The organism is Microbacterium rhizomatis (assembly GCF_008710745.1).
GTDB lineage: Bacteria > Actinomycetota > Actinomycetes > Actinomycetales > Microbacteriaceae > Microbacterium > Microbacterium rhizomatis.
Genome location: NZ_VYSA01000004.1, coordinates 1 through 21,428, shown reverse-complemented (window position 1 = coordinate 21,428; position 21,428 = coordinate 1). Strand labels below are relative to the sequence as shown.

At 64.8% G+C, this 21,428-nt stretch carries 20 protein-coding genes; 13 read left to right on the top strand and 7 right to left on the bottom strand.

Translation table 11 applies throughout. The features are described 5' to 3' along the window. Positions 1-11 precede the first annotated feature (11 nt). The 4 genes from F6B43_RS16005 (at position 12) to F6B43_RS15990 (ending at position 5,573) form a co-directional block, all read left to right on the top strand. Complete coding sequence (locus F6B43_RS16005; protein WP_150450011.1) at positions 12-2,270, top strand: glycoside hydrolase family 3 C-terminal domain-containing protein; 2,259 nt, start codon at positions 12-14, stop codon at positions 2,268-2,270. A gap of 45 nt (positions 2,271-2,315) precedes the next feature. Continuing rightward, positions 2,316-3,215 (top strand): SDR family NAD(P)-dependent oxidoreductase, encoded by a 900-nt coding sequence (locus F6B43_RS16000; RefSeq protein ID WP_150450010.1) that lies wholly within the window; start codon positions 2,316-2,318, stop codon positions 3,213-3,215. 86 nt (positions 3,216-3,301) lie between these two features. Next, complete coding sequence (locus tag F6B43_RS15995; protein WP_150450009.1) at positions 3,302-4,531, top strand: glycoside hydrolase family 1 protein; 1,230 nt, start codon at positions 3,302-3,304, stop codon at positions 4,529-4,531. A gap of 28 nt (positions 4,532-4,559) precedes the next feature. Continuing rightward, the gene (locus tag F6B43_RS15990; RefSeq protein WP_150450008.1) at positions 4,560-5,573 is read left to right on the top strand and encodes an SDR family oxidoreductase; all 1,014 of its coding nucleotides are present in this window, start codon (positions 4,560-4,562) and stop codon (positions 5,571-5,573) included. 66 nt (positions 5,574-5,639) lie between these two features. On the opposite strand, the gene F6B43_RS15985 is transcribed toward F6B43_RS15990, so the two are convergent. Then, positions 5,640-6,800, bottom strand: a complete 1,161-nt coding sequence (locus F6B43_RS15985) for an FAD-dependent monooxygenase (RefSeq protein ID WP_150450007.1) — start codon at positions 6,798-6,800, stop codon at positions 5,640-5,642. A gap of 89 nt (positions 6,801-6,889) precedes the next feature. Between F6B43_RS15985 and F6B43_RS15980 the strand changes: the two genes are divergently transcribed. Next, positions 6,890-7,492, top strand: coding sequence for a TetR/AcrR family transcriptional regulator (locus F6B43_RS15980; RefSeq protein ID WP_150450006.1), 603 nt, complete (start codon positions 6,890-6,892; stop codon positions 7,490-7,492). A gap of 83 nt (positions 7,493-7,575) precedes the next feature. Here F6B43_RS15980 and F6B43_RS15975 read toward each other — a convergent pair whose 3' ends face one another. Both F6B43_RS15975 and F6B43_RS15970 read right to left on the bottom strand, forming a co-directional pair. Next, positions 7,576-8,433 (bottom strand): MBL fold metallo-hydrolase, encoded by an 858-nt coding sequence (locus F6B43_RS15975; protein WP_150450005.1) that lies wholly within the window; start codon positions 8,431-8,433, stop codon positions 7,576-7,578. A 46-nt stretch (positions 8,434-8,479) separates the two neighbouring features. Further along, the gene (locus F6B43_RS15970) at positions 8,480-10,222 is read right to left on the bottom strand and encodes a zinc-binding dehydrogenase (protein WP_150450004.1); all 1,743 of its coding nucleotides are present in this window, start codon (positions 10,220-10,222) and stop codon (positions 8,480-8,482) included. A gap of 70 nt (positions 10,223-10,292) precedes the next feature. Between F6B43_RS15970 and F6B43_RS15965 the strand changes: the two genes are divergently transcribed. Together F6B43_RS15965 and F6B43_RS15960 are read left to right on the top strand one after the other, a co-directional pair. Further along, positions 10,293-11,252 (top strand): GlxA family transcriptional regulator, encoded by a 960-nt coding sequence (locus F6B43_RS15965; protein ID WP_150450003.1) that lies wholly within the window; start codon positions 10,293-10,295, stop codon positions 11,250-11,252. Positions 11,253-11,376: 124 nt separating this feature from the next. Then, positions 11,377-11,775 (top strand): ArsR/SmtB family transcription factor, encoded by a 399-nt coding sequence (locus tag F6B43_RS15960; protein ID WP_150450002.1) that lies wholly within the window; start codon positions 11,377-11,379, stop codon positions 11,773-11,775. Positions 11,776-11,981: 206 nt separating this feature from the next. Here the strand turns inward: F6B43_RS15960 and F6B43_RS15955 are convergent, their stop codons facing one another. Next, positions 11,982-13,148 carry a DUF418 domain-containing protein gene (locus tag F6B43_RS15955; RefSeq protein ID WP_170285690.1) on the bottom strand — a complete coding sequence of 389 codons (1,167 nt, stop codon included), beginning with the start codon at positions 13,146-13,148 and terminating at the stop codon, positions 11,982-11,984. Positions 13,149-13,293: 145 nt separating this feature from the next. On the opposite strand from F6B43_RS15955, the gene F6B43_RS15950 reads away from it, so the two are divergent. Continuing rightward, positions 13,294-13,974, top strand: coding sequence for a response regulator (locus tag F6B43_RS15950; RefSeq protein ID WP_150450000.1), 681 nt, complete (start codon positions 13,294-13,296; stop codon positions 13,972-13,974). Continuing rightward, on the top strand, positions 13,971-15,083 hold the full coding sequence (locus F6B43_RS15945) for a sensor histidine kinase (protein WP_150449999.1): 1,113 nt from the start codon (positions 13,971-13,973) through the stop codon (positions 15,081-15,083). Before F6B43_RS15950 ends, F6B43_RS15945 begins: the two co-directional genes overlap by 4 nt. Before the next feature lie 115 nt (positions 15,084-15,198). On the opposite strand, the gene F6B43_RS15940 is transcribed toward F6B43_RS15945, so the two are convergent. Both F6B43_RS15940 and F6B43_RS15935 read right to left on the bottom strand, forming a co-directional pair. After that, complete coding sequence (locus tag F6B43_RS15940) at positions 15,199-16,029, bottom strand: tyrosine-protein phosphatase (protein ID WP_150449998.1); 831 nt, start codon at positions 16,027-16,029, stop codon at positions 15,199-15,201. 102 nt (positions 16,030-16,131) lie between these two features. Beyond that, entirely contained in the window at positions 16,132-17,943 is a 1,812-nt protein-coding gene (locus tag F6B43_RS15935; RefSeq protein ID WP_150449997.1) for an amidohydrolase, read from the bottom strand. A gap of 158 nt (positions 17,944-18,101) precedes the next feature. Between F6B43_RS15935 and F6B43_RS15930 the strand changes: the two genes are divergently transcribed. The 4 genes from F6B43_RS15930 to F6B43_RS15910 all read left to right on the top strand — a co-directional run bounded on the left by F6B43_RS15930 (position 18,102) and on the right by F6B43_RS15910 (position 20,481). Beyond that, positions 18,102-18,704: a TetR/AcrR family transcriptional regulator gene (locus F6B43_RS15930; RefSeq protein WP_150449996.1), complete on the top strand. Its 603-nt coding sequence runs from the start codon at positions 18,102-18,104 to the stop codon at positions 18,702-18,704. Between the two features lie 317 nt (positions 18,705-19,021). After that, entirely contained in the window at positions 19,022-19,366 is a 345-nt protein-coding gene (locus F6B43_RS15920) for a hypothetical protein (RefSeq protein WP_150449994.1), read from the top strand. 93 nt (positions 19,367-19,459) lie between these two features. Further along, complete coding sequence (locus tag F6B43_RS15915; RefSeq protein ID WP_150449993.1) at positions 19,460-19,726, top strand: hypothetical protein; 267 nt, start codon at positions 19,460-19,462, stop codon at positions 19,724-19,726. A 146-nt stretch (positions 19,727-19,872) separates the two neighbouring features. Next, entirely contained in the window at positions 19,873-20,481 is a 609-nt protein-coding gene (locus F6B43_RS15910; protein WP_150449992.1) for an RNA polymerase sigma factor, read from the top strand. Positions 20,482-20,987: 506 nt separating this feature from the next. On the opposite strand, the gene F6B43_RS15905 is transcribed toward F6B43_RS15910, so the two are convergent. After that, positions 20,988-21,428, bottom strand: a 441-nt coding sequence (locus tag F6B43_RS15905; protein ID WP_211368177.1) for a hypothetical protein, incomplete at its 5' end; no start/stop codon positions are given.

Sequence of the window (21,428 nt, the reverse complement as noted above, 5' to 3'; positions counted from 1 at the left end):
GGGAGACTCACATGACCGACCCGATTCAGGACACCGTCAACGCTGTCATCGAACAACTGGATGTGACTCAGCTGGCAGCACTGAGCGGCGGGGCGTCTTTCTGGGAGACCAAGACCGTGCCCGGCGTGCCGAGCTTTGCGATGTCGGACGGGCCGCACGGACTGCGGAAGCAGGAGGGTGACGCTGCGGATCACCTCGGCCTCGGCGCCAGCGTCCCGGCGACATGCTTCCCTCCAGCAGTGAGCCTGGGACAGAGCTGGGATCTGGAACTGGCAGAACGCGTCGGCGCTGCACTCGCGGCGGAATCCCAGGCGCAAGGCGTGGACGTGCTACTCGGCCCCGGCATCAACATCAAACGTGACCCACGGTGCGGGAGAAACTTCGAATACCTCAGCGAGGACCCGTTCCTCACCGGGCTGCTGGCGACAGCTTGGGTGAACGGGCTGCAGTCCGGCGGCGTCGGCGCGTCTTTGAAGCATTTCGCGGCTAACAACGCCGAATTCGATCGGATGCGGTTGAGCTCAGATGTGGATGCGCGACCGCTCCACGAAATCTACCTGCGCGCATTCGAAACAGTGATCCGCGACGCGCAGCCCTGGACGGTGATGTGCTCCTATAACCGCATCAACGGAATTCTCGCGTCACAGAACCGCTGGTTGCTGACCGACGTTCTGCGAGAGCAGTGGGGCTTCGCCGGCGCTGTGATCAGCGACTGGGGAGCGGTCGCGGACCGTGTCGCCGCAGTAGATGCGGGCCTCGATCTGCAGATGCCGGGGGATACCGCAGCGTCGGACACCGCAGTGGTCGCGGCCGTCGAAGCCGGCACTCTTCCTGTCGCCGCCGTCGAACGAGCAGCCCGCGCCGTCGCCCGAACCGCCCTTCTGGCGCAGCAGTCGCGCCGTGAGGTCACGGTGGACTACGACGCGCACCACGCCCTGGCCAGAGAGATCGCTGGGCGCAGCATCGTTCTTGTCAAGAACGACGCCGACCTGCTCCCCCTCGATCCGAGCGGACGCATTGCCGTGATCGGCCCGTTCGCGACAGAGCCCCGCTACCAAGGCGGTGGCAGTTCGCACGTACGCCCCACACGCCTGGACATCCCCCTCGACCAGATCCGGGCAGCTGCCCCTGGGGCGCAGGTGACCAATTCAATCGGTTTCACCACCGACGGCGACAGCGACCAGACCGACCTGCGGGCGGAGGCCGCAGAGCTGGCGGCTGCGGCAGATGTCGCGATCCTGTTCCTGGGGCTCGCCGAGCACCAAGAGTCGGAGGGTTTCGACAGAGACGACATCGAATTGCCAGCCGCGCAGCTTGCGCTGCTCGAGGCCGTTTCCGCCGTGCAGCCCCGCACGGTCGTCATCATCTCCGCCGGCGGTGTGCTGCGCCTGGCACCGGTTGACGAGGCCGCAGGTGCGATTCTCAGCGGCGGTCTCCTCGGGCAGGCTGGCGGCTCCGCGATCGCGGACGTCCTGTTCGGTACCGTCAATCCGTCCGCACGGCTCACGGAAACGGTCCCCGTTCGGTTGCAGGACGCTCCCAGCTATCTGCACTTCCACGGCGAGCATTCCCGCGTGCGCTACGGAGAGGGTCTGTTCGTCGGTTACCGCGGATATGACGCCCGCGATGTGGAGGTTCTCTACCCGTTCGGGCACGGCCTGTCCTACACGACCTTCTCCTACGAACAACTGGACGTGGAGCACAGCGAGAACGGACTTCAAGTCACGGTGGTCGTCCGCAATACCGGCGCTGTCCCGGGTCGCGAGATCGTTCAGGTCTATGCGACGAAACCCGACTCCGCCGTCATCCGCCCACCGCAGGAACTGGTCGGTGTCGGAACGATCGACCTGAAGCCCGGCGAAGCCGGAGCGGTACACATCTCCGTGAGACGCCAAGACCTCGCCTACTGGAACGACCAGCTCTCCCGTTGGGTCGTCGAGGACGGCTCATACCGGATCGGCGTTGCGAAATCGAGCAGGGACACGCAGATCGTCGGAGAGGTGACCATCGTCGGTGACGACGTGCGAACACCCTTCACCGCAGATTCCACGATCGGCGAAGTCATGGCGCACCCGGCAGCGGCAGCCGTCGCGATGGCAGCGTTCGGGTCGATGATGCCGCAAGAGGGCGCCGGAGCGGAACTGGGCATGGATGTGATGAAGATGATGGCGTCCATGCCTCTGGGGCGCGTTATCGGCGGTGCAGACGAGGCCTCCGCCCAGCATCTCCAAGCCCTTCTGGGCGGCATCAATGCGGCCGTGCTCGCTTGAGCCATCCCCGCACGCACACCACATCCCCTAAAGAAAGGTCCACCGATGAGTAAGAGACTGGATGGAAAGGTCGCCCTGGTCACCGGAGGTGGCAATGGCGTCGGTAAGGCTGTTGCGTTGTCCCTCGCTGCGCAGGGCGCCTCCGTAGTCGTCAACGACCTCGGCACCAGCGAGCAGGCCGAGGGCGCCAACCGAGGTGCAGCCGACGTGACCGTCCAGGAGATCGTCGCTGCTGGCGGTAAGGCCGTGCCGAGCTATGACTCCATCGCGACGTCGGAGGGTGTTCGAAATGCGGTCGGTATCGCGGAGTACGAATTCGGTCCTGTGGACATCGTCGTGGCCTGCGCCGGGGCGCTGTTCCCCGGAGACCTGACCGCCACGGATGACACCTGGCACCGATTCATCGACCTGTTCTTGGCGCAGAAGTTCTTCCTCGCCCGTGCCACCGTGCCCGGCATGGCAGAGCGCGGTTGGGGCCGGTTCATCACCGTCACCTCTGAGGGTGCGCGCGGCACGCTCGGCAACCCGATCTTCGCTGCGGCAATGGGCGGGGTGATCTCGCTGACGAAAGCCATCGCCAACGACTACCAGGGCCACGGCGTCACCGCGAACAGTTTCAACCCCGGCGCGGCCACCCGGCTTTATCACGCGACCATCGCCAGCTGGGAAGAGAAGCACGCCGCGGGCGAAATCACCGACGAGATGTGGGAAGCCATCAAGGCCGGACCCGGACCGGCAAGCTACGTCGCTCCGATGGTGACGTGGCTGGCGACCGACGCTGCCGCCCAGACGAACGGACAGGTCTTCTCCATCGGCGGCGGCACCGTCGCCAAGTGGTCCTCCTTTGACGTGGTCAAGTCGATCTACCGTGGCGACCACCGGACCACACCCGAGTGGACGCTCGACGAGCTGGACCAGGTCGTCCCAGGCGGTCTGCTCAGCTGAACAAACGCTTCCGTTCCGGGACCGCGGCATAGGCCCGGTCCCGGGACGGACACCACCCCAACCCGCAAAGTCACTGGAGAACAGCTGTGTCCAACTTTCCCGCGAACTTCCTCTGGGGAGCCTCCACTTCCCCGCACCAGACGGAGGGTGACAACGTCCACAGCGACTGGTGGGCTCGCGAGGGTCTCATCCCCGGGATGGAGCCCAGCGGCAAGGCAGTGGACAGCTACCACCGGTACCGCGAAGACATGACTCTTCTGGCGGATGCGGGCCTGAACGCGTACCGGTTCGGGATCGAATGGGCCCGAGTCGAGCCAAGAGCCGGCCAGACATCCCACGCCGAACTCGCCCACTACCGCGACATGATCGACACCGCCCTCGAGCTCGGACTGACCCCAGTCGTCACCCTGCACCACTTCAGCAGCCCACGATGGTTCGCCGAGCAGGGCGGGTGGACCGCCCCGGACGCCGTGGATCGGTTCGTCCACTACGTCCAGACGGTCAGTGACATCTTGGAAGATGTCCCGTGGGTGGCGACGATCAACGAGCCGAACATGCTGGCGATGATGATCATGATGGAAGAGGCCTTCCGAACAGGTCAGATCGGCCAGTGGCAGAGCCCCACCGTCGAGGGAGAACCTCCGGGGGAGGATCGCCCGGCCGCTTTGCCGACCCCGGACCGCAGGTTCGCGCTGCCTCTCATCGAGGCACATCATGCTGCGCGGGATGTCCTCCGCTCCCGTACTAATGCCCGAGTGGGCTGGACGGTGGCGAACCAGGCCTTCACTGCCGCCCCGGGAGGTGAGACACGCCTGGAGGAGGTGCGCTACGACTGGGAAGATTTCTACCTGAACGCGACGGCCGGTGATGACTTCATCGGCGTGCAGGCGTACTCATCTCAGCAGGTCGACCAGGACGGCGTCGTCCCACACCCGCCGCACCCCGACAACACGCTCGTTGGAACCGCGTATCGCCCCGACGCGCTCAGTATCGCCGTCCGTCACACCTGGGGGCGCACCGGACTGCCCATCCTTGTCACCGAGAACGGCATCGCCACCGCCGACGACTCCCGCCGCATCGCTTACACCTCGGACGCGTTGAGCCATCTTGATCAAGCGATCGGTGACGGAGTCGACGTGCGCGGCTACCTGCATTGGAGTCTCCTGGACAACTATGAGTGGGGCCACTGGGGACCCACGTTCGGGCTGGTCGCGGTGGACCGGAAGACATTCCAACGCACACCTAAGCCGAGCCTGGCATGGCTTGGAAGCTGCGCTGCCGCGAACAGTGCAGTACCCGCCCCGCACCTTTCCTAACCATTCCTCCGAACAAAGGATTCTTCACATGAACGCTCATCAGCCGTTGACTGCGAGCACCCCAATCGGTGGATGGCTCGACGACCCGCGGGGAAGTTCACTCATCCGAGCGTTGTTGTCCGCGAGCGGCATCGACGAGGCCGTCCTCGCGCCCCTTCGGGGTCTTCCCTTGCAGCAGTTGGTCGCGCTCAGCCAGGGGCAGATGCCGCAGTCCGTCGTGGACGACCTGGTGTTGCAGGCCAACGGCGGTCAGATGCCCGACGAGGAGGTCGCAACAGGATGGACGGAATCCATCACGGCGCACCGCTTCGACGACCAGACGGTCATCGTCACCGGCGCGGCGTCCGGAATTGGGCGAGCCACTGCCTCCCGCGTCGCCCGCGAGGGAGGCCGAGTGATCGCAGTCGACGTCTCAACGGAAAAGCTGACACAGCTGGAAGAATCTCTGCCCGGTTACGGCATTGTCACGGTCGCCGGTGACATCACCCAGCAGGACAGTATCGACGCAATCATTGCGGCGGCAGGTGAACGCATCGATGCGCTCGCCAACGTCGCCGGGATCAACGACAACTTTTCACCGCTGCATGAGACAACCGATGCCCTGTGGGATCGGGTGATGAATGTCAACGTCACCGGTGCGTTCAAGCTCACTCGCGCTGTCCTGCCCGCGATGATAGCCCAACACCGAGGCGTGATCGTCAACGTCGCCTCAGAGGCTGGGCTGCGCGGAAACGCATCCGGCAACGCCTATACCGTCTCCAAGCACGCCATCGTCGGCCTCACCCGATCAGCGGCATTCATGTACGGACCCCTCGGAATCCGTGTCAATGCCGTCGCGCCCGGAGGCGTGGCCACCGGCATCCCCATGCCGGCAGATGTCTCCGACTTCGGTCTCCAGCGCCTCCAGCCGTTCCAGAGCCAGATTCCCTCGATTGCCACGGCGGAGCATCTCGCCGCGTCGATCACGTTCCTGCTGTCCGGCGACAGCGTGAACATCAACGGCGCGGTCCTCGCCTCTGACGGAGGTTGGTCCGTACAGTAGCGGGCGACCTGGCGCGGTCGACGAGGGGACTTCGAACACTCCCGCCGGAGTCGTGGTTGGCCGCGACTAAGCTGCTCGTGAATCTGCTACTTTCCGGCCGGCCGACCGGAGAATGCGCCGCCTCACGTGTGAGAGGGCGGCGTTGCTGGGCACGAACACTTCCGCTTTGATGTGGGCGGCTTTTCGCCACTTCTTCACGCTGGGCCGGAGCTGCTGTTCCCACCCGTCCAGTGCGTCCTCGAACGCGTTCGGACGTCTGGCCGCTAGCGCATCTGTGAGGGGTTTGCGCAGCGCTGCGGCAGCCACGAGAGCGCTACTCGCACCCATGCCGGAGTACAGCGACAGGCACCACGCAGCGTCGCCGATAACCATCGTGCGTCGGTTCCGCCACTGGGGCATCCGGACCTGATGGACGGAATCGAACAGGAAGTCGGGTGCATCGTCGAGTTGGCGGAGCACCAACTCCACCGCTCCGTCGCCGGACATCCCTGCATATCGTTCCCGCAGGATTTCCTTGGGCGGCGCCGAAAACTGCGCGTCAACGTCGGTCGTACGGTAGGTCAACAGCGCGGTGGGTGGACGATCGTCAAAGGGGAAGATCCACATGGAGCGTCTCGGCTCGGCAAGGACGATCGCATCCTCGGCAGCGAAGTGGGGGAGTTGTTCCTGAAGCTGAAACGCGCAGATAATCGCGTCCATCGAGCGCATGTAGCGGGAGTGGGCACCGAAGGCCATCTCCCGCACGGTGGACCGTACGCCGTCCGCCCCGATGACCAGATCGAACTCCTCGCTCGTGGTCAGATTGGCCGTGGTGTTCCTGAGGACTACGCGGACGCAGTCAAACCCGTGCGACAAGGAATCTGGGGTCGTCGAGAACCGGACGGGAATGTTGCCCTCCACCCGCGCCCACAACGCCGATTCAATGTCGCCCCGAAGAACGGCGTCCGGTTTTCCCGGCTGGTCGAGAAAACCTGTACTGCGGATCCGGTCGCCATGCTTTTGGAGCTCCCAAGCCCGACTCGCTACGGGCGTTCGCAACTGCATGTGCTCCAGCACGCCCAGGTCCTGAGCGGCCTGCCGGCCCTCGGGAAACAACCCAATGAAGTAACCTCCCACCCGCCTCTCGGGGCTGCGCTCGATGATCACGGGATCCCATCCCGCATCCTGAAGGGCGATAGCTGTCGCCATACCCGAGATGCCCAGACCGACAACCAACGCTGTATTCATGTTCGTCTCCTCCACTTGACACCTCGAAACTATGCGACAAGGTGTCGCAAAAGCTTCGTATCAGCCGATTGATCCGGGATACTCAGGGAATGCCGAGAATCGGAGCGCGGACGCTCAGCGAGCACAATGCGCGCACATGGGATGCGTTGGGTCGAGCATTTGATCTGTTGTTGGCCACGCGTGCGTTCGACGAAATCACGTTCGGTGAGATCGCTGCCGAGGCCGGGATCGCGCGTAACACCATCTATAACTACGCACCCGACAAGGTGGCCTTGCTGCTGGCAGTGACCACGCGCGCGAGCGAAGAGCTCCAGGCAGCTGTCCACGCGGTGTCTGATCAGCCAGACATGTCCGCCTCACGCAAACTGCACGATGTTATCGGTCTGCTTCTCAGCTCTTTCGCTCGCGACGCGCATCGAGCATTCGTGCTGTACCAGTACGCGAGTAAGAGATCCGACCGATCCAATCCCGTTACCTTGCCTCTCGTTCAGATTCAGGAAAGGATCGCGCAGGTGCTGAGTGAGGGGATGGAGGCAGGAGAATTCCGTGCAGACCTGGCTCCGGCCACTGACGTTGTCTTACTGAGCGGGCTCGTGGAGGCGGGTGTTCAGATGGTCGTCCACGACCCGTCCCAGATCAACTCGGCCATCGACAGAACGTCTGCGCTGGTGCTGGCAGCGGTGACGCGTTAGGACGCCCGTCGACACGCGAACGCTAAGGCCCGCATGCAGGTCGGAATGCCCGCTCGTTTGTGCGTCTCCGGGTGCCACGGGGGTCAGCCCGCGTCGCCGCCGAGAAGCGCGTTCGCGCCGACCCACAGCACGCCCGGGTTCAGCCGGGCGCCGTGGAGCCGAAGCATCGATTCGTAGTACTCCAGCGGGGAGCTCGCCGCGGCCAGTTGCTCATCAACGTCATCCAGGTAGCGTCGGGTCGCGTCGATGTGGCTGGGGGAGTCGGGGTTTGCCGGGTTCTTGTGTCCGGCGACCACGACGGCCGGGTTCAGTGCCGTCACCGCGGTGAGCGCGTTTCGCCACGCGTCCCGCCCGCCGTTTGCGGATTCTCCGAGCGATAGATGCACGCCGTTGTAGACGACGTCGCCCGCAACTGCCAACCGCAGCTCCGGTACCCAGAGCACCGTGGTGTCGTCGCTGTCGGAGTGGCCGACCTCCACCGGCAGTAGATCATGGCCCTCGACGGTGAAACCGCTGTCGCCGACGACATCCACCCCGACATCGGAGTTGGGGATCTCTCCGGGGAACAGTGCGTCCCAGAACGACGCGCGTGCCTCCGCGAGTCCGGGGCTGGTCATGTGTGCACGGGTGCCTGCGGTGGCGCGCACCCGTGCCTCCGGGAACCGTCGCAGAACTTCCGAAGTGCCGAACCAATGATCTCCGTGTCCATGTGTGATGTACACGTCGGTGATCCTCCGGCCCAGGAGTTCTAGCTCGGCGAGAAGGTCGCGGACAGTTGCCGTGGTGAACGGCGGATCGACCAGGACGGCGTCATGGTCGCCGTAGATCAGGGTCGTCGATAGCGGAGACCACGCAATCGGGTCGCCGTTGGGCAGATTCAGTGTTCCCGTGTGCTGCGGGATGGGCGGTGTGACGAAGACGGTGTGGCTGAGTTGTGACATGGTCGGTTCTCCTTGAAGCGTGGTCTGCAGGTATCGGTGGGGTGGGCTAGAACATGGTGTTGTCGTTCGCGGCGCTCTCTGGCACCTCCTGCGCGGCGCTCCAGTGCTCGACGATCTTCAGGTCGCGCACTCGGAACAGGTCCACGACAGACCACCCACGGTCATCCGGTGCGTGCTGGTAATGACTGTGAACAGCGACGAGGTCACCTTCCGCGATAACGCGTTTCGGGGTGATCTGCCCCTGAGGGTGCTGCGCGAAGTAGGTGCGCAGATCGGTCTCCAGGGTGTTCCCGGTTTGCGGGATATGGAGGCCATGCTCGTGGTACTCGTTGCTGACGAATTCGCCGATCTCGGCAAGGTTCTTGCCGACGAGAACACGCGCGACGTAGTCGGTGATGACCCTCTCGTGCTGCGAGGTGAACCACCGCTGACCCGGGTTGTCCGTACGTGGTTCGCTTAGGGTCGCGAACACGGCCGCCGGGTCGTCGTTGTCTACCGGCTGGAGGATGTCCCAATGCTCAGCGATCTTGCCATCCTGGAAACGGAAGATGTCGAACACCGCTAGGCCGGGCGTCCCCGGGGCGGTGATCACGTGCGTGTGGAGGACGGCCATGTCTCCGCCGGTGATCGCTCGCTTGTTGAGGTACACCGCCTTCGGATACTGAGCTTTCCAGATACCTCCGAACGCCTTCATTGCTTCGGGGCCATCAGGGGCGAGCGGGTTGTGCTGGATGTAGTCCGGACGAACGAGAGTGTCCACGATCGCAGTGTCGCCGTCGGCTTCGAACACCGCACGCAGAACGTCTGCTGCCACATGGGCCTTGCGTGTTTCGTGAACCGTCAGCACGATCTTGCCGAGCGTCGTGCGGGCTTCGCCCAGCGCGTGGGCTCGGGCCGCTTCGGAGAGCGGGAAGCTTGCGAAGATGCGGGGACGGAGCTCGCCGGCGTCCACGAGGTCTGCGATCGCCCGCATCCCCGCCTGATCGGATGCCACGATGAGCGACTCGTACCGGATGCCACGTGCGGCGATCTCATCCCGCTCATCCGCCTCCAACTCGGCGGGACGGATCGACACGAGCGTCCCTCCCCTCCGCAGAGCGCGGAGAGAACCGCCCCGACTGGCCGCGTCGACGGAGATGGAGTCGAGCACCACGTCTACGTCCGCTACGGCGGCGCTGAATTCGCCGTCGCGATACTCGACCACTTCGTCGGCGCCGAGGGATCGGACGAAGTCGTGCTTGGATGCGCTGGCCGCGCCGATCACGTAGGCTCCGCGCGCCTTCGCGATCTGCACAGCCAGATGGCCAACGCCACCTGCCGCGGCGTGGATCACTACTCGCTGCCCCGCTGTGACACCTGCTGTCTCGACAAGGGCCTGGTAGGCGGTGAGTCCGGCCAGGGGGAGAGCCGCGGCGTGCACATGATCCAAACCGTCCGGCTTGTGCACGAAAGCATGAGAGGGCCCGGCGACGAATTCGGCGTGCGAGCCCACGCCCTCGGGGTAGGGCAGCATCCCGAAGACCTCGTCGCCGGGCTTGAAGAGTGTCACCCCGACCCCGACGGAATCCACCACGCCTGACACATCCCAGCCCAGAACCAGCGGCAACCTGTCGATCGTCAGGACCTGAGATCGGTTCACCCAGTCCGTCGGGTTCAGTCCGGCCGCATGCACCGCGACAAGAATTTCACCCAGTCGCGGTTCGGGTTTGGGTAACCGGACTTCCCGGAGCACTTCTGGTGCTCCCAGTGCGTCCTGACGAATGGCTTTCATGGTGGAGATCTCAGTCATGTCTCCATCGTCATCGCGTGCCCGCACTTGGTAGGCTGACTTGATTGCCAGCTATCGACGGGATCTAGTCATGGTTCGTCCTCATCGTGTTGTCGTCCTCGCGCCCGACGGGGTGTATCCGTTCGACCTGGGCATCCCCGCACGTGTACTGGGAGCGGCGAACGGTCTGTACGAGGTGGTCACGTGCAGTGCCGACGGTGAACCCGTGCAGACCAATTCGGACTTCTCGATCTCTGTGCAGCGAGGTCCGGAGGCCCTCCGGAACGCCGACACGGTCATCGTCCCCGGATTCGACTCCCTGGTCATTGGTGCAGATGCTCTCGCGAAGGCCGCGAGCGCGCTCAAGTCCGTTTCCCCGGGCACCCGACTGGTATCCATCTGCACGGGGGCGTTCGTGCTCGCCGCGGCGGGATTGCTCGACGGGCGGCCGGCCACCACGCACTGGGCGGCCGCGGACGTCTTCCGATCGTGGTACCCGGCGGTGGATCTGAACCCGGATGTTCTGTTTGTGGATGACGGGGACATCGTCACATCCGCTGGTGCGGCTTCCGGCGTGGACCTGTGCCTGCATCTGATCCGGACCGATCATGGTAGCGAATTGGCCAATCATGCCGCGCGGATGTGCGTCACCCCGCCCTGGCGAGACGGCGGTCAGGCGCAGTACATCGAGCGACCCGTTCCCGTCGCGGTAGGGCGCGGTACGGGCGATACCCGCGAATGGGCGCGCGCGAACCTGCAGGACACGTTGACGCTTGCGCGGCTTGCTGCGCACGCACACATGAGCCCACGCACGCTGTCGCGTCGATTCGAAGAAGAAGTCGGCACCAGCCCCGGCCGGTGGGTGGCTGTGCAGCGCATCGACCGGGCGCGAGAGCTCCTTGAGGGCACGGATCTCAGCGTCGAAGAAATCGCCCACAAGGTGGGTTTCGTTGGTGGCACCTCATTGAGAGAGCACTTCCACGCAGCCCTTGGTGTGTCTCCCGCCGCGTATCGGAGGACATTTCGAGGAGTTCCCGGCGGCGGATCTTGACCGCCGCTCGGGAAGACTGCTGACCGAGCACCCACTTTGGTTGGTTTCGCGTAGCTTGGATGGCGGCTTCAATGTGTGCACCACACGTGAAGGTGAGCGTGCGGGGGAGGCTGAGCGATGACGAATGGTTGACATTGAACACCAGATGATTTTGAGGGCAGCTGCCGAGCAGAGGCAGGGTTCCGATGCCGTCATCACCGACACTCAGGAGCCGAACCTGCCTCGGAGCCTGCCGCGAATCTTCGCGGCGCTGTCGAACGATGGGCGGCTTGCGCTGATCGACGAGCTTGCACGCGCAGAGGCGGGCCCGGGACCTGACGAGTTGTCGATATCAACACTCGCGGTCAGAGCTGGCCTGTCACGATTTGCGGCATCGCGGCATCTCGCAATTCTTCGAACGGCTGGCCTCGTGATCGCCACCCGAGTTCGTCAGAGCACCGTCCACAAGCTGAACTGGCCTGCCCTCGCACAGATTGAAGACTGGATGTATTCCGTCTTGGATTGCGAGCCACCCGGTTCATGATGCGATGTGTAGCTCCTCCACCACGAGTTTGATGTCCTCAACGTCTGGTGGTCAGGCGAGCGTTGCTCTCCGCCGAATATCGCGGCGCCGCTTCCCCGCCGGGAGTCGGCGAGCACAAACCTACGAGTGGCGTCTGATGATGAAACGACTGCCGGTTGGAGGGGTGCCACGGCTGTTGGAGGTCTTCTTCTCACGTCGTTGGGTGCTTAGCGGGTCGACGATGTGCGGGTTGCTGCAGTGTGCATGAGGGTTTCTAGGGGGCCGCGGCGGAAGAATCGAAGCCAAATGGTGGCGAAGGCAATCGCGGCAGTGATGAATGCCACCAGTATCCAGAGGGGTTCGCCGGGGAGTGCGCTCAACCCGAGGAGGTTGATAGCCACGACGTGGCCGGTGTAGACGGTGAGTGACATGGTGCCGACGGCGGCGATGGGCCAGGTGGCACGGGGGAAGCGTGCCGCGAGCCAGAGTGTGGCGGCGATCACGACCAGGGCGGTACCAATGCCGCCGACGATCTCGAACGGAGTGCCCGTGTGCTCGTCCGCTCCGAGTAACCAGGTCCAGTCCAACGGCACGACCCCGAGGTTCCTTGGATCGAACATGCTGTCGTTGTACGCAGCATCAGCATTCGGAACGATTCGCAGGGCGAGCAAGGAACCGAGGTAGCCGATGACCATCAGTGCGAGCCCGGTGAGCGCCACGGGAAGCTTTCGCAGGCGCGCCACTCCGGTGCGGCCGAGGGCGAGGCCGACGAAGAGGAACGGCATCCAGGTCAGTGCGGGGTACGCCCCCGTCAGCAACAGCTCAGTGAAGCCCTCACCGGAGAGGAGAGCGATCGGATCGACCTGGTCGATCCGATCGAGAGCGGTGTTGACGGGTTCTGATGATTGCAGGAGCAGCGATACGACCGGGCCGATGACGGTGATGCTTCCGGCGAGGATGAGAAGGCTGCGTGGACGTAGCCGCAGGAAGGGAAGGGCGAGGAGGAAGAACAGCCCGTAGTAGGCGAGGATCACCGATACAGGTGTCCCGAGCGTGACGATGACGGTTCCCAGGGTGAGGATGATGATCGCGCGGGTAGCGATCCGGCCCCGAGCTTTCCGCATACCTGCCTTAGGTGGTGGGGTCGGGCCGCCGGACATCAATGCGAGGGAAATGCCCGCGAGTGTGGCGAAGAGGATAGATGAGCGACCGTGCGCGGCGCCCATCAGCGCTCCGATGGGGGTCCCGTCGTCGCTGGCGGGGCCGACATGGGCAGCGAGCATCCCAAACATTGCCAGACCCCGGGCCAGGTCGATGCCGGTGATGCGAGGCCGTGCCACCACGCCTGTGCGGGGTTGCTGGTGGTCGACGTGGGTGGTCACTGGGTGTGTCATCAGGCGCGCTCCGCTCGTTCCCTTCCACGATGCGCACGCATCCGGCGGGCCGCCATCCGGCAGGTGGCTAGAAGTCACCATCCACCTGACGGGAACTTGGGCACGAAAAGAGAAGCGGGCGGAGGCCACGGTTAGCCTTGGTTTTATGGAGGGACACGCCGCCGCCGCGCCGATCACCGTCGTAGTAATAGATGATGAGGCGTTGGTCAGGCAGGGGCTGACCCTGATCCTGCAGGCCGCCGAGGACATGCGAATACTGGGTGCTGCCGATGGGCGGGAGGCGGTCAAACTTATCGAGCGCACCCGCCCCGACGTGGTATTGCTGGATATTCGGATGCCCGAGGTCGATGGGCTCACTGTCATGCGCACACTGACCGACCGTGGGGTGGACACAAGGATCGTTATCCTCACCACCTTCGACACGGACGAGCACGTCGAGACCGCCCTGCGGCAGGGCGCAGCGGGGTTCCTGTTGAAAGACACCGACCCCGAGCAGCTCCCGCAGTATGTGCGGGCCGCGGCAGCCGGTGGGGTGGTGCTCGTGCCCAGCGCCACAAACGCGCTCTTGTCGAGCAGCCCGAACCCGCCCCTTGATCCGACGCTTCTCGCTGCGACCGGCTCCCTGACTCCCCGGGAGACTGCGGTGCTGCGGCTGCTGGCCGCGGGCCTGTCCAACAGCGAGATCGGTGTGTCAACGCATCTGAGCCTGGGGACTATCAAAGATCATGTGAGCGCGATCCTGACCAAACTGAACGTGACCACCCGTGTCCAGGCGGCGCTCATGGCCGAGCGGGCGGGCCTGCTCCGGCACGACAGCGACCTATGAGGAGATGGCCCCGCGCGTCCGGTTGGGCATGGCCCGCCACGCGGGTCGCGGTAGACGGCGTGCTGATCGGGGTCGCGCTGGCTGACGCCCTCCTTGGCCTGTACCAGGCGACCCCTGTGGCGACGGGTCTGTCGATCGTTGCCGCGGCCGGTCTGGTCTTCCGGCGGCACCTGCCGTACCTGTCGCTGCTGCTGGCGCTCCCGGGACTGTTCCTCGGCTCCGGGCTGGTCGCGGTGATGATCGCGCTCTATTCCGTCGCCGCATACACCCGCGCTCGGATGCCAATGATTGCTGGTGTCATTGGCGCGCTCCTCGGCTACGTCGTCTTCGTCGACATACCGACCACGCTCGAGGACACCACGTTGACGGTGATCTACGGCCTTCTATTCGTGGTCGGACCGACCGCACTGGGTCTTCTCACCGCCACCCGCGTGGAACTATCCGACCGCATCCAGCAACTCCACGTTGCCCAGGACGAGGAACGCCGCCTCGCCGCCGAACAGGCACTCGCCCGTGAACGCGTGAACCTCGCCCGCGAGATGCACGACGTCGTGTCGCACCAGATCAGCCTCATCGCGATTCAAGCCGGAGCGCTCCAGGTGAACGCCCCCGACCCCGACGCCCGGAGGACGGCCCGCACGATTCGGACGTTGTGTGTGGCGACGCTCGAGGAACTCCGCACCATGGTCGGGGTGCTGCGCCGTGCTGGCGGGACCGACGCCGGGCTTACCCCACCGCCGGGTCTCAGCGAGATCGCTCACCTCATCGGCACGTCGGGCATCGCCGCTGTGGCCAACATCCAGCTCCCGGACGACCTTCCACCCAACGTGCAACGCACGATCTATCGGACTATCCAAGAGGCCCTCACCAACGCGCGCAAACACGCACCCGACGCGCCCGTCGAGATCACCGCACACATCGACCAGGGCATCCGCGTCCAGATCTACTCCGGCCCCGCTCGCACCGCGCCCTCCTCGCTACCATCCGCCGGTGTGGGCATCACGGGACTGCGCGAGCGGGCCGAACTTCTCGGCGGCACCCTCACCACCAGGCACGACACCACGGGGTTTCGCCTAAACCTGACCCTCCCCGCACCCGCGGGCAACTGAGACTTCTCCTGCGGAGGCATCGGACGAAGTAGTTGCCCCCGGTCCAGGTCGCGGACGTAGCCACTCGGTCGGGCATCGTGCTTCCTCGTTAGGCGCGGCGAGGGTCGGTGCACTCCTACGTGGCACGGAGCGTCTGGGTGAGCTTCTTGATCTCCGCAGTGGTCATGCCTCCCGTTCGCAGGTAGCCTGCGGCGTCGCCGTGTTCTGATGTGATCCAGTCCATTGCTGCTTCGATCGCAGACGCGGGGGACTCGGTCGCCAGGGCTCTCAACCGCGGGGTGAGGGGGACGCCGAGGGTCGTGATCAGTGAGATGAGCGCTTCCGCGATGGTGCCAGCGAGGTTCCTGCCGGTCCGGACGTAGTCCTCAACGATGACATTCCGCGGCACGTTCGCAACAAGCAGCAGTATCGCTGCTGCCAGACCGGTCCGGTCCTTGCCGGCCGTGCAGTGGAGCAGGACGCCTGGCCGCTCGGAGCCGGAGGCGGCCACCACGGTGCGCGCGATGTCGGCGAATTCGGTTGCACTGCTGCCAAGGATCGCGACGTACAGTTCCTCCAGCGTGGGAACCTGCTCCACGATCCCCGCGATCTCCTCCTCGGACAACGCAGCGTGCTCGCCAGCGGGGAGCAACTTCTGTACCAACTCATCCATGGCCCCACCCTGCACGGGCAGGGGAACGAGCCGCACGCTGCCATCACAGGGCAGCCGGTCTGCTGCTCTGGCTCTTTCGGCCTCGGTGCGAAGATCAATGACTGTCCCGATGCGGTGATCAGCCAGCGCTTGAAGCCCCTGGCCGGTCAAGCCCGAGAGCGCGTCTGACCGGTACAGGACCCCGGATGCCAGCACGCCACCGTCTACTGTCCCGAACCCGCCGAGGCCGCGAGAATTGAATGTGCCCTGCAGGAAAGAAGCTGTGATCCTCACCTCGGCGCCTTTCGATGTCATGTGTTCACCGTATCGACGGTGCATTGCGGGTGGTCGTGCCTAGCTCACCGCTGGGGCTTGCGCTGGTGTGGCGTGGTGGGTCGCGTCAGGGGTTCGTTCTCGTTATTGGCGGCGCGATGGGTCGTGGATGACTTTCCCGTTGATGAGGGTGTAGTTGACGGTGGTATCGCTCACGGAGGCTATGGGAGAAGTGAGGAGGTTGTGGTTGAGGATGACGATGTCTGCCGCGAGCCCGGGCTCGATGCGGCCGGTGAGCCCGTCTTGGAAGAGCTGGTAGGCGGCACCTTCGGTGTGCATGGTGAGGGAGGTGGCCAGATCGATGCTCTCGGACGCGTTCAGTGGTCCTCCGGTTTCGGAGGTGGAGCCGGTTCTGTCGACGGCGGTGCGTACTTGGTTCCAGGGGTTGAGCCGGTCCACGGGCCAGTCCGAGCCGCCGGATAGGCGTGCTCCTGCCCGATGCAGGGCGCCTGCCGGGTACTGGCGTGCGTAGCTGTGGGGTGCGATGTAGGGCTGGAGGGAATCAAGGGTGAAAGCCGACGGTGTCGCCCATTGCAGCTGCATGTTCGCGATCACCTCCAGTTCGGCGAAACGGGGGTAGTCGGATTCGGTGCAGAACTGGATGTGGGTGATGGTGTGGCGGTTGTCCCTCTTCCCGTTGTTTTTTCGTGCCGCCTGGAACCCGTCGAGGCTGGTGCGCACGGCCGCGTCACCGATGCTGTGGGTGTGGATTTGCCAGCCGGCGGCGTCCAGTGTCGTCGCGAGTTTCGTGAAGTCGTCGGTGGACACATACTGTTCGCCGTAGTGGTCCGTTGGGCTACCGTCGCCATCAAGGTAGGGATCGAGCATTGCGGCGGTTTGGGCGGGGAATTCGGCGACGCCGTCGAGGAAGACTTTCGCGGTCCGCACACTCACTCCGGAGTCTTTGATGACGGCGGCTCGGGCGTCCTCGATCTGGGCGAGTGCACCCTCTGGGTCTGTGGCGGTGTCCGCATCGATGGTCTGGGCAACGCTCACGCGCTGATGCACGATCCCCCGCCCACGAAGGTCCTGGAACGTCTCCACACTTTCCCGCCCGCCGGCCGCGTCCATGAAGGATGTGATGCCCAGGGATGCCGCGAGCTGGAAGCCGGCCCGATAGGCGTCTTGCTTCTGCTTGTCGGTCAGTTCGGGCGCGGCGCCGCGCACGGCCCAGAGCGCGGCATCTTTGAGCAGCCCGGTCGGGCCGTTCGCGTCTCTGACGATCACGCCACCTTCTGGGTCCGGGGTGGTGGAGGTCACACCCGCGGCTGCTAGGGCGGCGGAGTTCGCCCACCCGTTGTGAAAATCGGACCCGGCGAGGAAGATCGGCCTGTTCGTCTCAAGCACGTCTAGGAAGTCGCGATGCGCAATCGCGTCTGTGAGACCTGCAGGGTTCCAGTCCACGACCACCAGCCATCCGTCTGGTTCCATATCAGGCGTGGACGCGAGGAACCCGCGTAGTCGTTCCTGCAACTCGGCGACAGTGACGCTCTCATCACCTAGCGAGGGGTAGGCCGCGCCCTCGGCGCCACTGAGCGGATGTTGGTGCGCATCATGAATTCCGGGCATCACCGTGCCGCCCTCCGCGTCAATGATCTCGGTGCCAGCTCCTTTGAATCGTCCGATATCCTCATTCGAGCCGACTCCAAGGATCACGCCGTCTCGCCCGATCGCGACCGCCTCAGCCGTCCGCGTCAGGTCGCCCGTCCACACCGCCCCGTTCACGATCATCGTCTTGGCCACCGCCAGCGGCGGCGTGCCGCGGGAGAACGATATGCCGGCCGCGACCGCCCCACCCACGACGACGACACCCACACTCCCACCCACGAGCAGTGTGCGCCGACTGATGCCCTTCGAGGGAGCGGGCGGCTGTGGTTCATCGGAATGATCGGTCATCGGATCTCCTCACCCGTCAGGACCGCCCCGAACACTGGACTAACGGTGTTAGGGCGAATGTGTTGACGTCAGATATACACCAGAGTTCCGGAGGTTGGCAACAAGACCGGTTACACACTTCGCTACGATCAGGGCGTCCCAGAACGAGAGGGAGGCGCATGGCCCGGCCGCCGCACCCGCCGCTATCGACCGCGGTGATCGCGCGCGCGGCGTTGGACCTCCTGGACTGGGACGAAGAGCCGAGCATGCGAGCGATCGCCCGCCACCTCGGTGTGTCCGCACCATCGCTCTATCACCACGTCTCCAGCAAAGACGACGTCGTCAACCTCGTTCGCGACGCACTGAGCGAAGGCGTGCGGCTCCCGGCGGAATACCCGGGGTGGCGGGAGCAAGCCGAAGACATGTTCCGTCGCCTCTACGGGCTATACGCCGCCCGGCCCCGACTGGCAGAGCTGTTCGTGAGAACACCCATCACGTCCCACGCCGTCCTGGATGCCTACGGCAGCCTTGCCGAGCGGATGGAAAGCGTCGGGTTTGCTCCCCGCGACATCGCGGTCGTCGTGGAAATGCTCGACAGCTACGCCATCGGCCTGGGACTAGCCCACGCGTCACCCACCCCGACCGGCAGTGTGGAGGACCAAACACACCCGCTCGCGCTGGCAGCCGCAGCATGGCCCACAGCCCGAGCGCGGATCGACGAAGCCTTCGAACGGGGCCTGAAACTCCTCCTCGACGACGCAGAAACTCTCCCCACCACCTAGGGCGCGTCGCCCTAGGCGCCTCATACCATTGACGGGTTCGCAATCGCCTTCGAAGCACGCATCAACCAAATGACCGCCGGCCCAGAAAGACCGCCCATGGGACAGACCCGGAATCGACGGCGCTGGTTCCCCGTGTTCACAAGCTCACGGGGAACAACACCTTGCAGACAACTCGCGGCCTGGCACGCACACGTCGTCGACCGCCAACACGACGCCGGCGAGGACCACCGGGGCGATGGAGCGACGGGAACCGTCACCGCCGAACTCCAACGGGCCGCCCACTCCGCGAACGCGGTCGGGCGGTGGTTCGGCGAGCTGTGAACGACGATGACGCGCTGACGTATGCCAGCCACGGGCCGCTATCGGTCGCCCGGAAAGGCGATCGCCTGCTGCGTGGCCCCGAGCCGCCCACGCAGCCAGTGAACTGGCACCTACACGCCATGCGCGAAGACTGGGACCTCCTCACCGTCTCCGAGCGCGTCGAGGCGGTCCGCGGGTCACTGCTGTTCATCGCTGACCCCGTATCGCACCTGGACGAGCACGATCACGCGACGCTCGCGGACTACACCCTGGGGGAGCTGTATCACTCTCGACTGGTCTTGCAGCGCCTCCTCCCGCACCTGATCGCGGCCGCCGATGGCCCGCCCCCGCGCGAGGACTGAACCCACATACTCAGCACGCCCCTGGCCGCGCTCTCTCCCGGCCGGGGCGTCGCTGTGCGCGACAATGGGGCCACGAAGCGACAGGAGAACGCCGTGAAGATCCCCGAGCCTCTACGGCTGTGGTGGCACGACGGGGCTGGCGTGCGTGTACTGCGTTACAGCGGCCGCCAGTGGACCGTTCTGGCTCTCGTGAGCTTCATCTGCACCCTCGCCAGCCTTGTCCCCGTAGAGAGCTTCCTGGGGCGCTCCGTGCTCGTCGTCGTGCCGTATCTGCTGGTGCCGGCTGGGCTTGCGGCGACGGCATTCGCGGTCACCGCCGGCGTGCTCACCTATCGGTTCCGGCGTGCGGCCCGGCGCTGACATTCGGAGATTTCACGCGCAACACCGCATTGTTAGGCGGCGACGGGTGGAGTGCAGCTGGACACGCACAGCGTTGAGGGTCCACGGGAGCCTTGTGGTCGGATACAACGACCGGAATTCATAGGCTTGATGGAGGGGGTGGGGCGATGTACGAGGATGAGTCGGATGCCGCCCTGTGGCTTGAGGCGGTGTCGGGAACGGATCGCGCGTTCGTCGTGCTCTTTGATCGCTACCGCGTGCGCGTCTTCCGTGCGGCTTATCGGCGGACTGGCGACGTTGGTCAGGCGGAGGAAGCGGTGGCCATTGTGTTCTTTGAAGCGTGGCGGCTTCGGAAGCGTGTCCGCATCGTAGATGGATCGCTCCTGCCCTGGTTGCTCGCGGTGACCACTCGTGTGAGCTTCAATCTCTCTCGGGCACAACGGAGGTATGCGCGCATGATCGCCCAGCTACCGCCGACCCTTGAACAGACCGATCACGCCGCCGATGTCGATGAACGACTCGACAACCACGAGCGCACGGAAGCGCTGACGCAGGCGATCGCGTCACTCTCTCCAGGTGATCGTGCTGTGGTTGAACTGTGCCTGGTGGAAGAACTTCCCCTTGCCGCCGCAGCGGCCGCACTGGATGTTCCGGTGGGGACCGTGAAGTCTCGGTTGCATCGGGCCCGCCGTCAGCTGAGAACCAAACTGGGGGGACCGGACATATCCATAGAGCCAATCACTGCGAGTGACCCGAACGAGGGGAGGTTGTCATGACACCCGCCGAGCCCGAAATGTCGAGCGAGCGGACGCAGGCAATGCGCGAGCTCCTGTCAGCACGCATCCAGAATGAACCTGCTATCCAGCGACGTCGCCTCCGCCAACGCTTTGCAATCTGGGGGAGTGTGGGGCTGCTCACTGTCGGTGTCGCGGCCACCGGCGCTGCGGTCCTGCTCGGGTCCGGACCTGTCACAGACAAGACCATCGTTCACTGCCTCAGCTCTACCACGCGCGGGGCGAACGGCGCATACCCCGGTTCGTCAGCGACGATCGCGGATGGCGGTGGTGCTGGTCGGGTGCATGATGCGATCGCTCTGTGTGCCGAGATGTGGGAGCAAGGGGTGCTCAGTTCGACCGTCGATCCCACCGCGCCGACCCAGCGTCCAGGGTCGGTGCCCCCGTTGCAGGTGTGTGTCATGCGCGATGGGACCGCGGCCGTTGTTCCTAGCGAGAAGCCGACAGCGTGCCAGTCATTGGGTATGGCCTCGCTGGAGGAATAGGCATCATCCGAACGTCCCGGTCGGACGGAACACCAGTGATTTCACGTTGTCGTTCCAGGACCCGATTGACGCGCAGTATGGCGTGCAGTTCAGGCGACTTCCGCCGTAGCTGGTCGCGGTGTACAGAGTGACCCAGCAGCCATTCGATCCGCGGACGGAACTGATGCTGTTATCCCACCCCGAAGCGAGGCTCGAGAACCCGAACGTCACTCCCGCGCACCCACTCGTGCCCCAGAACGTGAGGCTGGCGCCCCCCGCGTTGTAGTCCTTATAGACGGTTCCGACGATCACGCTGGCCGCCGCGCCGCGTGCAGCTCCGTCGCCAATGCCGAGGGAATCGAGGTACTCCGTGACCTCGGCCTCGGTCGCGAAACACACGGGTTCGGCAGCGCTTTGGTCGTCTTGGTCGTTGGTGATTGGCGACACCTGGACCGCACAGTGCTC